This is a genomic window from Streptomyces sp. JNUCC 63, assembly GCF_054366325.1.
This window is the reverse complement of sequence record NZ_CM135963.1, coordinates 5041632-5055366: the sequence shown is the minus strand read 5'-3', so window position 1 is coordinate 5055366 and position 13735 is coordinate 5041632. Positions and strand designations below refer to the sequence as shown.

At 73.3% G+C, this 13735-nt stretch carries 12 protein-coding genes; 8 read left to right on the top strand and 4 right to left on the bottom strand.

The features are described 5' to 3' along the window. Nucleotides 1–4 precede the first annotated feature (4 nt). The 3 genes from ACX25U_RS23285 (at nt 5) to ACX25U_RS23275 (ending at nt 3451) form a co-directional block, all read left to right on the top strand. Nucleotides 5–1018 (top strand): carbohydrate ABC transporter permease, encoded by a 1014-nt coding sequence (locus ACX25U_RS23285; RefSeq protein WP_454394463.1) that lies wholly within the window; start codon nt 5–7, stop codon nt 1016–1018. A 12-nt stretch (nt 1019–1030) separates the two neighbouring features. Next, nucleotides 1031–1933 (top strand): carbohydrate ABC transporter permease, encoded by a 903-nt coding sequence (locus ACX25U_RS23280; RefSeq protein ID WP_454382828.1) that lies wholly within the window; start codon nt 1031–1033, stop codon nt 1931–1933. A gap of 81 nt (nt 1934–2014) precedes the next feature. Then, on the top strand, nt 2015–3451 hold the full coding sequence (locus tag ACX25U_RS23275; RefSeq protein WP_454382826.1) for a GH1 family beta-glucosidase: 1437 nt from the start codon (nt 2015–2017) through the stop codon (nt 3449–3451). 286 nt (nt 3452–3737) lie between these two features. Here the strand turns inward: ACX25U_RS23275 and ACX25U_RS23270 are convergent, their stop codons facing one another. Then, on the bottom strand, nt 3738–5141 hold the full coding sequence (locus ACX25U_RS23270; protein ID WP_454382824.1) for a sensor histidine kinase: 1404 nt from the start codon (nt 5139–5141) through the stop codon (nt 3738–3740). Continuing rightward, entirely contained in the window at nt 5138–5842 is a 705-nt protein-coding gene (locus tag ACX25U_RS23265) for a response regulator transcription factor (protein ID WP_454382822.1), read from the bottom strand. Before ACX25U_RS23265 ends, ACX25U_RS23270 begins: the two co-directional genes overlap by 4 nt. 139 nt (nt 5843–5981) lie before the next feature. On the opposite strand from ACX25U_RS23265, the gene ACX25U_RS23260 reads away from it, so the two are divergent. After that, nucleotides 5982–6518 (top strand): hypothetical protein, encoded by a 537-nt coding sequence (locus tag ACX25U_RS23260; protein WP_454382820.1) that lies wholly within the window; start codon nt 5982–5984, stop codon nt 6516–6518. Between the two features lie 15 nt (nt 6519–6533). On the opposite strand, the gene ACX25U_RS23255 is transcribed toward ACX25U_RS23260, so the two are convergent. Together ACX25U_RS23255 and ACX25U_RS23250 are read right to left on the bottom strand one after the other, a co-directional pair. Continuing rightward, nucleotides 6534–7403 carry a spermidine synthase gene (locus tag ACX25U_RS23255; RefSeq protein ID WP_454382818.1) on the bottom strand — a complete coding sequence of 290 codons (870 nt, stop codon included), beginning with the start codon at nt 7401–7403 and terminating at the stop codon, nt 6534–6536. 73 nt (nt 7404–7476) lie between these two features. Further along, nucleotides 7477–7893, bottom strand: a complete 417-nt coding sequence (locus tag ACX25U_RS23250) for a hypothetical protein (RefSeq protein ID WP_454382817.1) — start codon at nt 7891–7893, stop codon at nt 7477–7479. Nucleotides 7894–8190: 297 nt separating this feature from the next. On the opposite strand from ACX25U_RS23250, the gene ACX25U_RS23245 reads away from it, so the two are divergent. From ACX25U_RS23245 to ACX25U_RS23230, 4 genes are all read left to right on the top strand, one after another. Further along, entirely contained in the window at nt 8191–9612 is a 1422-nt protein-coding gene (locus ACX25U_RS23245) for a hypothetical protein (protein ID WP_454382816.1), read from the top strand. Nucleotides 9613–9944: 332 nt separating this feature from the next. Further along, nucleotides 9945–10943 (top strand): phosphatase PAP2 family protein, encoded by a 999-nt coding sequence (locus ACX25U_RS23240; protein WP_454382815.1) that lies wholly within the window; start codon nt 9945–9947, stop codon nt 10941–10943. Next, a complete protein-coding gene (locus ACX25U_RS23235) occupies nt 10855–12027 on the top strand; it encodes a hypothetical protein (RefSeq protein ID WP_454382814.1) in 1173 nt (390 codons plus the stop codon). Before ACX25U_RS23240 ends, ACX25U_RS23235 begins: the two co-directional genes overlap by 89 nt. After that, a complete protein-coding gene (locus tag ACX25U_RS23230; RefSeq protein ID WP_454382812.1) occupies nt 12018–13625 on the top strand; it encodes a hypothetical protein in 1608 nt (535 codons plus the stop codon). Before ACX25U_RS23235 ends, ACX25U_RS23230 begins: the two co-directional genes overlap by 10 nt. The last annotated feature ends 110 nt before the right edge of the window (nt 13626–13735 follow it).

Below are 13735 nucleotides of genomic sequence, written 5' to 3'. Positions count from 1 at the left end.
CGGTATGGCCACCCGGCACGACACCGCCGCGCCCCCCGCCGAGGGGGGCGCGGCCCCGGGCCGCCCGGCCGCGGGCGCCGGGCTCGACCAGGCGGAGCAGCGGCGCCGGGCCCGGCTGTCCCGCCGCTGGCAGCGGGACGTGCGGTGGAGTCCGTACGCGTTCGTCTCGCCGTTCTTCCTGCTCTTCGTCGCGTTCGGCCTGTTCCCGCTGATCTACACGGCGTGGGCCTCGCTGCACACGGTGGAGCTGACCGCGCCGACCGACATGGAATGGGCGGGCCTGCGCAACTACACCCGGATCTTCGACGACGACTTCTTCTGGAACGCGGCGAAGAACACCCTGACCATCGGCATCATCTCCACGGTCCCGCAGCTGCTGATGGCGATGGGCGTGGCACACATCCTGAACTACAAGCTGCGCGCCTCGACCTTCTACCGGGTCGCGATGCTCGCGCCGTACGCGACCTCGATCGCCGCCGCCTCGCTGGTCTTCGTGCTGCTCTTCGGGCGCGACTACGGCATGATCAACTGGGTGCTGCACTCGGTCGGCTTCGACCACGTCGACTGGCAGAACGACAAGTGGCCCTCGCAGATCGCCGTCTCCACGATCGTCATCTGGCGCTGGACGGGCTACAACGCGCTGATCTACCTGGCGGCGATGCAGGCCATCCCGCAGGACCTGTACGAGTCGGCGGCCCTGGACGGCGCCAACCGGTTCCGGCAGTTCTTCCACGTCACCCTGCCGCAGCTGCGTCCGACCATCCTGTTCACCGCCGTGGTGTCGACCATCGGCGCCAGCCAGCTCTTCGGCGAGGCGCTGCTGTTCGACGCCAACAAGGGCGCCTCCGGCGGCGCGGAGCACCAGTTCCAGACCCTCGGCCTGTACCTGTACGAGCAGGGCTGGGTGAACCAGCACCTGGGTCGGGCCTCCGCGATCGCCTGGACGATGTTCCTGATCCTGATCGTGATCGGCATCGTCAACTACGTCATCTCGCGCCGGCTGCGCGCCAGTAGTTAAGGAGTACCGGCCGTGACGACGACCCTGACGAAACCCGATGCGCCGACCGCCGAGCCGCGCCGGACGCGCCGGCCCAAGGCCGCCCGCGCGGGCGGGCAGATGCACGCCGGCCCGATCGCGTACGTGATCCTGGCCCTGTTCACCATCGGCTCGCTGTTCCCGCTGGTGTGGACGGCGATCGCCGCCTCCCGCGACAACAACCGGCTGGCCCAGACCCCGCCGCCCTTCTGGTTCGGCTCGAACCTGATGCACAACCTCCAGGTCGCCTGGACGGACGCCAACCTGGGCAAGGCGTTCGTCAACACCACGATCGTGGCGGGGATCTCCGCGACGACCATCGTGTTCCTGTCGACGATCGCCGGCTTCGCCTTCGCCAAGCTGCGCTTCAGGGGCCGCGGTGCCCTGATGCTGATCGTGATCGGCACGATGATGGTGCCTCCGCAGCTCAGCATCATCCCGCTGTACATGATGGTGGCCAAGCTGGACTGGACCGACCAGCTGCAGGCGGTGATCCTGCCGTCGCTGGTCAGCGCGTTCGGTGTGTTCTTCATGCGGCAGTACCTGCTGCAGGCGCTGCCGGACGAGATCATCGAGGCCGCCCGGGTGGACGGCGCGAGCAGCTGGCGTGTGGTGTGGCACGTGGTGTTCCCCGCCGCGCGGCCCGCCATGGCCGTGCTCGGGATGCTGATGTTCGTACAGACCTGGAACGACTTCCTGTGGCCGTTCCTGGTGCTGACCCAGACCGGCAACCCGACCGTGCAGGTCGCCCTCGCGGGTCTGGGCCGCGGCTACACCCCCGACCAGTCCCTGATCATGGCGGGCGCACTGCTGGGCACGCTGCCGCTGCTGCTGGTCTTCGCGGTCTTCGGCAAGCAGATCGTGGGTGGCATCATGCAGGGCGCGGTCAAGGGCTGACGCCCGCGGCTCCGCCCACCCCCTTCTTTTCCCTCCCCCTCCGACCCGTCGGTCTTCACGACCATGTATGGGAGCGCTTCCATGTCTGAGTCCGCACAGCCGGTGACCCCGGTGGCCTTTCCGCCCGCTTTCCTCTGGGGCGCCGCGACCTCCGCCTACCAGATCGAGGGGGCGGTGCGGGAGGACGGCCGTACGCCCTCGATCTGGGACACCTTCAGCCATACCCCCGGCAAGACCGCCGGCGGCGAGACCGGTGACATCGCTGTCGACCACTACCACCGCTACCGCGACGACGTGGCCCTGATGGCGGACCTGGGCCTGAACGCCTACCGCTTCTCGGTCTCCTGGTCGCGCGTGCAGCCGACCGGCCGGGGCCCCGCCGTGCAGGTGGGCCTGGACTTCTACCGCCGCCTGGTGGACGAGCTGCTGTCCCACGGGATCAAGCCGGCGGTCACCCTCTACCACTGGGACCTGCCGCAGGAACTGGAGGACGCGGGCGGCTGGCCGGAGCGGGACACCGCGCTGCGCTTCGCGGAGTACGCGCAGATCGTCGGCGAGGCGCTCGGCGACCGGGTGGAGCAGTGGATCACACTCAACGAACCGTGGTGCAGCGCCTTCCTCGGCTACGGCTCCGGCGTGCACGCCCCGGGCCGTACCGAGCCCCTGGCCTCCCTGCGCGCCGCCCACCACCTGAACCTGGCGCACGGCCTGGGCACGCAGGCGCTGCGCTCGGCGATGCCGGCCCGCAACTCGGTCGCGGTCAGCCTCAACTCCTCGGTGGTACGGCCCGTCTCCCAGGACCCGGCGGACCTGGCGGCCGTACGCAGGATCGACGACCTGGCCAACGGCGTCTTCCACGGCCCGATGCTGCACGGGGCCTACCCGGCCACGCTGCTGGAGGCGACCTCGCCGATCACCGACTGGTCGTACGTCCTGGACGGCGACCTGCGGGTCGTCAACCAGCCGCTGGACGCGCTCGGGCTCAACTACTACACGCCGGCGCTGGTGGGGGCGGCGGACGCGCCGCGGCAGGGCCCGCGGGCCGACGGTCACGGGGCGAGCGCGCACTCGCCGTGGCCGGGCGCGGACGACGTGACGTTCCACCAGACGCCCGGCGACCGCACCGAGATGGGCTGGACGATCGACCCGACCGGCCTGCACGAGCTGATCATGCGCTACACCCGGGAGGCGCCGGGGCTGCCGCTGTACGTCACCGAGAACGGCGCGGCCTACGACGACAAGGTGGACGCCGACGGCCGCGTGCACGACCCGGAGCGCATCGCCTATCTGCACGGCCATCTGGCGGCGGTGCGCCGGGCCATCACGGACGGCGCGGACGTCCGCGGGTACTACCTGTGGTCCCTGATGGACAACTTCGAGTGGGCCTACGGCTACGGCAAGCGGTTCGGCGCGGTCTACGTCGACTACGCCACCCTCGCCCGGACCCCCAAGTCCAGCGCCCACTGGTACGGGCGTGCGGCCCGCACCGGGGAGCTGCCGCCGGTGGACGCCGCCTGACTTGGCGCGGCACGCGGGACAGGCGGCGTGTGCCGCGCCCTGCGCGCATGGGTACAGCAGCGCACCCCGGCCGGGTGGGGGGTGAACCGGCCGGGGCGCGTTCCCCGTTTCCCGGTGGCGGTCTGTGGAACGTGGGCGTCCTGTCGGCCAGTCGAAGGCGGCGAACCGGTGTGTGCCCATCGTGTCCGCCTTCGGTGTTCGCGGTGCGGGGTGCGGCAGCACGCCAGCGATCCGGAATCCGGCAAATCGCTTGATCCGGGCGGGCGTCGAGGATCTCAGGGTGCGCTCAAGGAAGGGACCGGGAGCGGCTGAAGGTCGAGACCAGTTTGCCCGTCCGGCGGCGGCGCACGGTCCCCCGGTGGCCCCTGCGCACCGGCCTGCGGCCGTCGACCTGGATCCAGATGCGCACCTCCGTGCCGCCGAGCACGGAGGAGCCGATCCTCACGTCGCCGCCGGTCGACTCCGCGAGCCGGCGCACGATGTCCAGGCCGAGCCCCGTGGAGCCGTCGGTGCCGGAGCCACGGCCGCGTGCCATGGCGGCCTCGGGGTCGGATATGCCGGGGCCCGCGTCGGAGACGAGCACGATCACCGCGTCGTCGGCGTTGTGCACGTCGACCGCGAAGGCCGTGCCTTCGGCGGTGTGCCTGAAGACGTTGCCGAGCAGGGCGTCCAGCGCGGCGGCGAGGTCGGCGCGGGCCACGGGTATGCGCACCGGCCGCTCCACTCCGGCCACCCGCCACTTGCGGCCCTCGTCCTCGGCGAGCGCCGACCAGAACTCCATCCGCTCGCGGACCACTTCGGCCGCGTCGCACCCGGCGCCCGGACCGGCGGCCGCCGTCTGCGGCTTGGCCTGACGGGCGGTACGGATGATGGTGTCGACCTCGCGCTCCAGCTGGGCGACGGCCGCCCTGGTCTGCTCGGCGGCCGGCCCGTCGCCGAGCGAGGCCGCGTTCAGCCGCAGCACGGTCAGCGGCGTGCGCAGCCGGTGGGACAAGTCGGCCGCCAACTCGCGTTCATTCGCGAGGAGTTGTACGACCTGGTCGGCCATGGAGTTGAACGCGACCGCCGCGAGCCGCAGTTCGGTCGGCCCCTCCTCGGGCACCCGGGCGCCCAGCTTGCCCTCCCCCAGCTCGCGTGCGCCCTCGACGAGCCGCTGCGCGGGCTGCACCATCCGCACGCCGAGCCGGTCGGCGACGGCGATCGAGCCGACGACGAGCGCCGCGCCCACACCGGCGAGCACCGCCCAGGCCGTGTCGACGCCGTTGCTGACCTCGGACTCGGGGACGTAGACCTCGACGACCGCGATGGCGCCGGAGCTCAGCGCGACCGGCTGGAGCAGCGTGGACCCGCCGTCCACCTCGGTGGTGGAGGCGCGGCCCATCTTCCGTACGGTCGCGATGTCCTCGCCGGCGGCCCGGCCGCGGCCGATGTCGACGGCCGCCGTGCCGTCGGCCGCCGGTATGTGCACGGCCATCTGTGCGTCCGAGCCGGCCGAGGCGACGACCCGCTCCAGCTGCTCGCGCTCTGTGGTGATGGACAGCGCGGGGGCGACCGCCGCGGCCTGGCGCTCGGCGTTGGAGAAGGCGCGGTCGCGGGCCATCTCCTTGATGACCAGACCGAGCGGGACGGCGAAGGCGATCACGACCATGGTGGTGACCGCCAGGCAGACCTTGACCAGTGCCCATCTCATCGCGGCGGCTCCGCTCCGGGCGGCTCCAGCTTCACGCCCACGCCCCGCAGGGTGTGCAGATAGCGGGGCCGGGCGGCCGTCTCGCCCAGCTTCCGCCGCAGCCAGGACAGATGGACGTCTATGGTCTGATCGTCGCCGTAGGACTGCTGCCACACCTCGGCCAGCAGCTCCTTGCGCGCCACGACCACACCGGGCCGCCCGGCGAGGAAGGCGAGCAGGTCGAACTCACGGCGGGTCAGGTCCAGCCGTACGCCGTCCAACTCGGCCTGGCGGCGCAGCGGATCGACGGTCAGGCCGCCGACATGGATCACGGTGGACGGCGGGGCCTCCCCGGCTCCGGAGCGGGCCCGGCGCAGAACGGCGGACATGCGCGCGGACAGGTGCTCGACCGAGAACGGCTTGGTCAGATAGTCGTCCGCCCCGGCGTTGAGCAGCCGGACGATCTCCGCCTCGTCGTCCCGGGCGGTGGCGATGATGACGGGCACGTCGGTGATGCCGCGCAGCATCTTCAGGGCCTCGGAGCCGTCCAGGTCGGGCAGTCCGAGGTCCAGGACGACCACGTCGAAGCGGATATGGGCGACCTCGCGCAGCGCCTCCAGCGCCGTACCGACACTGCGCACGGTGTGCGTAGCCTCGGTCAGGTGCCGGATGAGCGCCGAGCGTACGAACTGGTCGTCCTCGACCACGAGCACACTTGCCATGCGCCGCACCGTACGCCATGCGGACGCGACCGATACGGGCCTGTGGACAACTTCGGCCGAGCTCCCGCCGCCTGTGGACAACCTCGTCCCGACCGCGTTCGAGCGACACCGGTGGGACGGGTGAGGCAGGATGGCCGCGATGTACAGAGGACTCGTTCACGTACTGGCGTGGTCGCTCGCCACCGGCGCGGCGGTCACGTTGTCGTGGTGGGGCGTCCACACGGTGATGGCGGGCACGGCCTACGACCCGCCGCGCGCCCTGCCCATCACGGCGGCCGGCGCGACCACGCAGGAGTCGAGACCGCAGGCCTCCTCCACCCACCGGCCGCCCTCGTCCAAGAGCCCGTCGCCCACGCCGAGCCGGACCCCCGGCAAGCGGCCGACCGCCCCCAGCCCCTCCAAGTCGGCGCCCCCCGCGCACACTCCGGCCCCCTCCCCCTCCCCCACCGCCTCCGGCCAGGTCAGGAGCTACGACACCGAGGGCGGCCGGGTGGTCTTCGACCTCGACGAGGCCTCGGCGAACCTGGTCTCCGCGACTCCGGGCACGGGCTGGTCGATGCAGGTGTGGAAGACCGAGACGTGGATCCGCGTGGAGTTCACCTCGGACACGGACCGGGTGTCGGTCATCTGCGCCTGGCACGACGGACCACCGCACGTGGACATCGGCAACTACTAGGGACGGACGCCCGGTTCAGTGGAAGACGGAGGGCGGCGGGGCCGGTGAGGCGACGGCCGCGGTGTCCGTGACCGGTACGGCTCCTCCGGTGAAGTCGGTGAGGGCGCGGCCGTGTTCGACACGCCCCGGGTGCGGGTCGGAGGCGGCCCGGCGGGTCAGTTCGGCGACCGGCAGCGGAAGGTCGGAGGCGGCGAGCACGGCGTTGCCGAACCGCTTGCCGCGCAGCACGGCCGGGTCGGCGACCAGCGCGAGCTGCGTGAACCGGGCGGCGGCGGTGGCGATCTGGCCGCGCAGATGGGCCAGCGGCGGGCCGTCGGCGAGGTTGGCGGCGTAGACCCCGCCCGGCTTCAGGGCCCTGCGGACCTCGTCGAGGAACTCCGTGGAGGTGAGGTGGGCGGGCGTACGGGTGCCGCTGAACACGTCCGCGACGACCAGGTCGGCCCAGCCGTCCGGCACCTTGGCGAGCCCCTCGCGGGCGTCCGCCGACCGCACCCGTATGCGGGCGTTCGCATCCAACGGCAGCTCGCGCCGCACCAGTTGGACCAGAGCCGCGTCCCGCTCGACGACCTGCTGGGTGGAGCGGGGCCGGGTGGCGGCGACGTACCGGGCGAGCGTGAGCGCTCCGCCGCCGAGGTGCACGGCGTGGACCGGTTTGCCGGCCGGCGCGGCGAGGTCGATCACGTGACCGAGCCTCCGCTGGTACTCGAAGGAGAGGTACTCCTGGTCGTCGAGGTCGACGTACGACTGCGGGGCCCCGTCGATCAGCAGGGTCCAGCCCCGCGCCCGCTCCCGGTCGGGGATGAGCTGCGCGAGCCCGCCGTCGACCTGCTCGGCGACGGCTTCGACGGCTCCTCGCCCGCGGCGGGGACTTCTGGACCTTCCCATGTGCCCATTGTCGCAAGTCGTGCACTGTCGCACGCACGCGCGTGCCGAGCCGTGGGTGTCCGCCCGGCCGGCGTCAGCGGCAGTTGTCCGCCGCCTCGATGATCCGGGCCGCCTCCCCCAGCGCCCGGCGGAGCACCGCGGGGTCGGTCGCGAGATCGGCCTCGCCGGGCGGGACCAGCCAGTCCGAGCCCTCCACGGGCGGCTCCGGGGCGAGTCGCAGGCCCTGCCCGTCGGTCTCCGTGCACGTGCTCCCGGGCACGTCCCAGGCCGCGGCCGTGCCGGCCGGCACCACGAAGCCCAGCGTGTCGTCCTCGTCGTCGTGCAGTACGGGCCCCACCGCGTCCCCCGTGCCGCGGCGCAGGATGTCGACCGCCTCCAGCCCCTGCCGGGCCGGCACCGTCACCAGGTCGCACGGGAGCTGCGAAGACCGCGGCGGCTGCGGTGGCTGCGGTGGCTGCGTACACGGATCGCGTCTCTGCGGGGTCTCCATCCCGGCCTCCATCGCGAACACCCTCCTCGTGAACGAGCGGGTCGGGAGTCGGGCGGCTCCCGGTCCACGGGATTCAACGCGGCGGTGCGTCAACGGGTACGGCCGAAGTCCGCCGCAAAGGATGGCACTTCATGGCAGATCACGGGCGAGATATCCGTTTTGCAGCCAACCACAGCGTGGCGGACCGGACACAACCGGTACTTTCTTGCTCGCCGGAAACAGGGAGCCACGTGAACCATTCGGACAACTCTCCCCGAGCCCGGCATGGTTCGACGGTTCGCACGAGAGGGCCCGGCCATGACGTCGTCGACGGTGACCTCATCCCAGTTCCCCCCGCCACCACGGCCGAATCTCGCCTTCCGGCGGCTGCGCGGACAGCGCTCGCCGGCCGAGTTCGCCGCGATGGTACGGCGGGCCGCCCAGGAGATCGGTGAGCGGGTCAGCTGTGACGCCCGCTACATCGGCCGGGTGGAGGCGGGTGAGATCCGCTGTCCCAACTACGCCTACGAACGTGTGTTTCTGCACATGTTCCCCGGCCGGACGCTCACCGACCTGGGGTTCGCCCCCCGGTCGGCCGTCCGCGGACGCGCGGCACGCCGCACCCCGTATGAGACACGGGAGGCGGACCGGCCGTTCCAGTCCCACGACCCGCAGGACCACCCGCAGGACCCGTACCACCCGCACGAAGACCACGAGGAGAGCGACGTGCTGCGTCGCGCATTCATGACCCGCGGGGGCGCCACGGTGGCCGCCGCCTCGCTGGGCCCCCTGGGGCTCGCCCTCGACGCGTCGGCCGCGGACCGCCCCGCGCGCCGCTCCGGTGCGAGCGACGCCGGCGCCGTCGAGGAGGCCGTCCGCAGGATCCGGTTGCTCGACGACCGGCACGGAGCCGACGGCCTCTACCGCCGCGCGGCCGCTCCGCTGCGCGCCGCCTACGCGCTGCTCGACGCCGGCACGACCCGGCAGACCACCGCCGACCGGCTGTACTCGGGCGCCGGGGAACTGGCCATCTCGGTGGGCTGGCTGGCCCACGACTCCGGGCGCTTCGACGACGCCCGCTCGCACTACGCGGAGGCACTGGCCACCGCGCGCATGACCGGGGACCCGGCCCTGGAGGCGCACGCCTTCTGCAACACGGCGTTCCTCGCGCGGGACGCGGGACGGCCGCGGGAGGCGGTGCGGGCCGCGCAGGCCGCGCAGCGCGTGGGGCGCGGCCTGGGCTCGGCGCGGCTGATGTCGCTGCTGGCGCTGCGCGAGGCGGGCGGCTGGGCGGGGCTCGCCGACCGCACCGGCTGCGAACAGGCGCTCACGCGGGCGCAGGCCCTGTACGAGCGGGGGCCCTCGGACACCGACCCCGAGTGGATGAGCTTCTACGGCGAGGCCGAGCTGGAGGGGTTGGAGGCGCAGTGCTGGTCGACGCTGGGCGACTGGCCGCGGGCGGCCCGGCACGCGCGGCGGGCCGCGCATCTGCAGGACCCGCACTTCACGCGGAACATCGCGCTGTACACGGCCGAGCTGGCGGACGACCTCGCGCGCGGGGGGCGCCCGGACGAGGCCGCTGCCGCGGGGATGCGGGTGCTGGATCTTCTGGACCAGGTCCAGTCGTCCCGCGTCCAGACGATGCTGGCGGGGACGGCGCGGGTGCTGTTGCCCCACCGGCGGGCTTCGGAGGTGTCGGCGTTCCTTGAGCGGCATGCCTCGTCGCCGCGCCCGGCGTGAGGTAGTGCCGTCGTAGCTGCGGGCAGTCGTGCCTCCCCCAAGCTCTTCGAGCAGGGGACCCCCAGGGCGATGGGGGTCCCCCCTGCTCGAGCGGAGTCGAGAGCTTGGGGGAGGGTGGGCGCAGCAGCACCCCGCAAGCGCGGGCAAGCAGCCCCACCCGCCCACAGCAACTCCGGGCCACCGTCCCCGCGGACTCACGCAACCCGCGGGGCGATCTCCGCGTCTATGAGGGCCGGGGGCTGCCCCGGGGGGACCGGCGCGTACACCGTAAAGTGTCACGACCCGGCCCACCACCGGGCACCGCAGCGACACAACAGGGGGAGGGGCATCGGATGCCGAAGACCGAGGCACCGGCACCGCGCACCGAGGCACCCCCGCGAACCCGGCTGCGCTGGTGGACCGAACTGCCGCTGATACTGCTGGTGTACGGCTGCTACTCGGCGGGCCGCCTGCTGGCCCGCGGGGACGTCTCCACCGCAGTCGACCACGGCCTGGCGATCCTCCGTGTCGAGAAGCTGCTGTACCTGAACGCCGAGCACCCCCTCAACCGCCTTTTCACGCGCGAGCCCTGGCTCGGTGTCCCGGCGGACTTCTGGTACGCGTCGCTGCACTACCTGGTGACGCCCGCGATCCTGGTGTGGCTGTTCAGAGCGCGCGCCACGCTCTACCGGGCGGCCCGGACCTGGCTGATGACCTCCACCTTCATCGGCCTGATCGGCTTCACCCTGCTGCCCACCTGCCCGCCCCGCCTGCTCTCCCCGGAACACGGCTTCGTGGACACGATGGCGCACTACAGCTCGTACGGCTGGTGGGGCGGCGAGGCCAGCGCGCCGCGCGGGCTCGGCGGGATGACGAACCAGTACGCGGCCATGCCGAGTCTGCACGTGGGCTGGGCCCTGTGGTGCGGAGTGATGCTGTGGCGCCACGGCGGCACGCGTACGGCGCAAGTCGCGGGCGTGGTCTATCCACTGGTGACCGCCCTGGTGGTGATGGGCACCGCGAACCACTACTTCCTGGACGCGGTCGCGGGCGCGGCCGTGATGGGCGTCGGGCTGCTGCTCGCGCCGCATGTGACGCGGGGCGTGGACCGGGCCAGGGCGGTGCTGGAGGCCCGTGTCACGGCCGTCACGGGGCCCTCGGGGGGCGCAAGTTCACCGGTTGTCAGTGAGGGATGCCAGACTTCGGCGGGTGAGCGAATTCCACGGCAGCGCGATGCACGGTTCGGTCCCGGAGCCACGCCGGATGCCCTCCCTGACGAAGCAGGGGACGGCGCTCCGGGTTGGGGCCTCTCCTGCTCGGGCGAAGTCGAGAGCTTGGGGAAAGCTCGCTGAGCTGCGCGGGCCCGGCGTACCGGCCCGGGCGCTGGACGCCCGCGCCCTCGCGGCGCTCGCCGCGAACCCGGGCTGCCGGCGGCGCGCGATCCTGGACGGCGCGGGTGTGGACAAGGCGGCGCTCGCGGACGCGCTGGGCGCGCCCTCGGCCTTCGGCCAGTCCCAGTTCGCCTTCATGCGGGGCAACGCGTTCGAGGCGCGGGTCAAGGCGGACGGCGGCGCGGAGCTGCTGCGGCTGGCACACCGGGAGCTGGACCCCGGCGCCGAGCCGCCCCAGGAGGCCCACGTCCCCGACCTGACCGCTCAGGGCCCCGACGGGCGCACGGCGCGTACGGCGCTGGCGCTGCGCGAGGCCACCGGGGCGGGCGGCTGGACACTGCTGGACCATCCGATGCTCGCCCTGGAGGTGGCCGGCTCGCCCGCCTTCCTGGAGCCGGACGCGGTGGTGGTGCACCCGGACGGCAGCTGGACGGTCGTGGAGATCAAGTCCTTCCCGATGCTGGACGGCTCCGCGGACCCCGCGAAGGTGGGCGCGGCGGCCCGGCAGGCGGCGGTGTACGTGCTGGCGCTGGAGGGCGTCGCCGCCCGTCTGGACCCCGCCCCGCGCGTGCGGCGCCGGGTGCTCCTGGTGTGCCCCAAGGACTTCTCCAACCTGCCCACCGCCTCCGCCGTCGACGTCCGCAAGCAGCGCGCGGTGACCGCCCGGCAGCTGACGCGGCTGACCCGCATCCAGGACATCGCCGACGCGCTCCCCGAAGGGGTGTGCTTCTCCCCCGAGCTGCCCCGCGCGGAGCTGACGGCCGCGGTCGAGGCGGTCCCGGCGACGTACGCGCCGGAGTGCCTGGCCGCGTGCGAGCTGGCCTTCCACTGCCGGGCGCACTCCCGCGCGCGGGGCGCGGTGACCGCGCTGGGCCGCTCGGTCCGCGCCGAACTGGGCGGTCTGTCGACGGTCGACGACGTGCTGGCGGCGGCCCACGGCGAGGCGGGCGACCCGGACGACCCGGCGGTCGCGGCCCTGCGCAGGGCCGCCGCGCTGCGGGCCGAGGCGCTGGGGCTCGCCGGTCGGGAGGCGGCATGTCGCTGATCGCCACCCTCACCCGGCTCGAGGCGGTGCGCGCCGGTCAGGCCCAGCCCGCCGCGACCGTCCGGCACCGGCACCTGTCCGAGCGGCCGCTGGTGTTCGTACCGCTCACCACCGCCGGTGAGGCGGGCGCCCCGCTCGGCGCGCTGGTCGGCACGGACCGGCACGCGCCCCGGCTGCTGGCCGTACCGCAGCCGCGCGACCGGGACCTGAGGTTCGCGTTCCTCGCCGAGCTGGCCGACGTGGTCCTGCCGTACATCGACTCCTACGCCGGCACGGTGGAGGCCGCCGAGCGCACCGAGACCGACCCGGAGAGCGGCAAGCGGGTCAAGGTCGAGGTCGAGCTGTGCGCGGACGCGCCCCAGCTGATCGTGCCGAGCCGCGCGGGCATCGACTTCGTACGGCTGCTCGGGCGCTCCATGCGCTTTCGGCGCACCGCCGAGCAGGATCCGGAAGATCCGCACCCGGCGCCGCCGAGGGTGCCGTTGCTCGGGCGGTGGCTGACCCACTTCGGGGAGCGGGCGCGGGTGCCCGGCTCCTCGCTGCTGCCGGCGCTGACCGACCTGCTGGCCCGGCACTGGACCACCGGCCAGTCCAGCCTGGAGGACCAGCACCTGGGGGCGCTGCTGGCGTGGATCACCCCGCCGGAGGGCTCCTCGGGCGCTCGGGCCGCGCTGCGGGCCGAGCTCGCACGGGGCGCCGACGGCCAGCTGGAGTGCCCGCCGGCGGGCCCGGCGACCGACCCGGCGTTCGACAACAAGCTGCTGGCGCCGGCCATCGAGCGCTACGACCGCGCGCGTACGGCCCTCGCCGCCGCCGAGGACGGTCTGCAGGCCGACGACCGGCTGGGCGCCCTCACCGCCGCCGAGCGCGAGATCCGCGCGCTGGTCGAGAAGTGCGCCCTGCCCACCTGGGAGAAGGTCTGGGACGGCCTGGACCTGCTGCGGGCGCTGCCCGAGGGCGCGCACGTCGAGGAGCGGTGGACGCGCGACCGCTGGTCGTTCACCGGCCACCGCGACCGCGTGCTGGCGGGCGAGCCGCCGCAGCCGCGCCGCGACGACGCGGTCACCGCGGCGAACAAACTGGCCACGCGCGAGCGTGAGCAGGCCCGCCTGGAGGCCCAGGAGGCACTGGACGACCCGCTGGTCATGGCGGGGCGGCGGCTGGCCGGGGAGGCGTTCGCGGGCGAGGTCACGGACGTCGTCATGGCGTACAGCGAGGGCAGGCGGCCCAGCCCGCGCCCGCTGGTCACCGTGCACACGGACGACCTGCCGCACCTGGGTGAGCGGGCCCGGGTGTACCGCTCGCTGGACGGGAAGCCGCAGTCGGCCGAGTTCGTCGCCCACGAGGAGGGCGGGACCGAGGGAACGCTGATCGTGCTCCGGATCCTGGACAAGATGGGCCGCGGCAAGGAGCCCGCGGCCGGTTCCGTGCCGGAGAAGGGCGACCGCGTGTGCTTCACGCTCTTCGAGCACGAGCAGCGCGGCGGCGCGAAGCTGCCCGACCCGGAGGAGACCCCGTGGACGCACGGCGGCCCGCCGGGCGAGGCGGGCGCCGTACCTGAAGTGGCCGACCCCGTGACCGAGGAAGACCTGTTTTGAACTCTCCCCCTCGGTGAACGAGAGGGATTCCTGGCTCACGCCGCTCGGTCGCTCGGCGAGCAGTCGAGTCTTCCGCGATCAGCACCAGCCGGGTGGGAACCAGCCCGGTT

Excerpts from the sequence above, each read along its gene's own strand:
- ACX25U_RS23235 (WP_454382814.1), top strand. The coding sequence starts at position 10,855 with ATGCCCTCCCTGACGAAGCAGGGGACGGCGCTCCGGGTTGGGGCCTCT.
- ACX25U_RS23260 (WP_454382820.1), top strand. The coding sequence starts at position 5,982 with ATGTACAGAGGACTCGTTCACGTACTGGCGTGGTCGCTCGCCACCGGC.
- ACX25U_RS23275 (WP_454382826.1), top strand. The coding sequence starts at position 2,015 with ATGTCTGAGTCCGCACAGCCGGTGACCCCGGTGGCCTTTCCGCCCGCT.
- ACX25U_RS23240 (WP_454382815.1), top strand. The coding sequence starts at position 9,945 with ATGCCGAAGACCGAGGCACCGGCACCGCGCACCGAGGCACCCCCGCGA.
- ACX25U_RS23245 (WP_454382816.1), top strand. The coding sequence starts at position 8,191 with ATGACGTCGTCGACGGTGACCTCATCCCAGTTCCCCCCGCCACCACGG.
- ACX25U_RS23265 (WP_454382822.1), bottom strand. The coding sequence starts at position 5,842 with ATGGCAAGTGTGCTCGTGGTCGAGGACGACCAGTTCGTACGCTCGGCG.
- ACX25U_RS23230 (WP_454382812.1), top strand. The coding sequence starts at position 12,018 with ATGTCGCTGATCGCCACCCTCACCCGGCTCGAGGCGGTGCGCGCCGGT.
- ACX25U_RS23285 (WP_454394463.1), top strand. The coding sequence starts at position 5 with ATGGCCACCCGGCACGACACCGCCGCGCCCCCCGCCGAGGGGGGCGCG.
- ACX25U_RS23250 (WP_454382817.1), bottom strand. The coding sequence starts at position 7,893 with ATGGAGACCCCGCAGAGACGCGATCCGTGTACGCAGCCACCGCAGCCA.
- ACX25U_RS23255 (WP_454382818.1), bottom strand. The coding sequence starts at position 7,403 with ATGGGAAGGTCCAGAAGTCCCCGCCGCGGGCGAGGAGCCGTCGAAGCC.
- ACX25U_RS23270 (WP_454382824.1), bottom strand. The coding sequence starts at position 5,141 with ATGAGATGGGCACTGGTCAAGGTCTGCCTGGCGGTCACCACCATGGTC.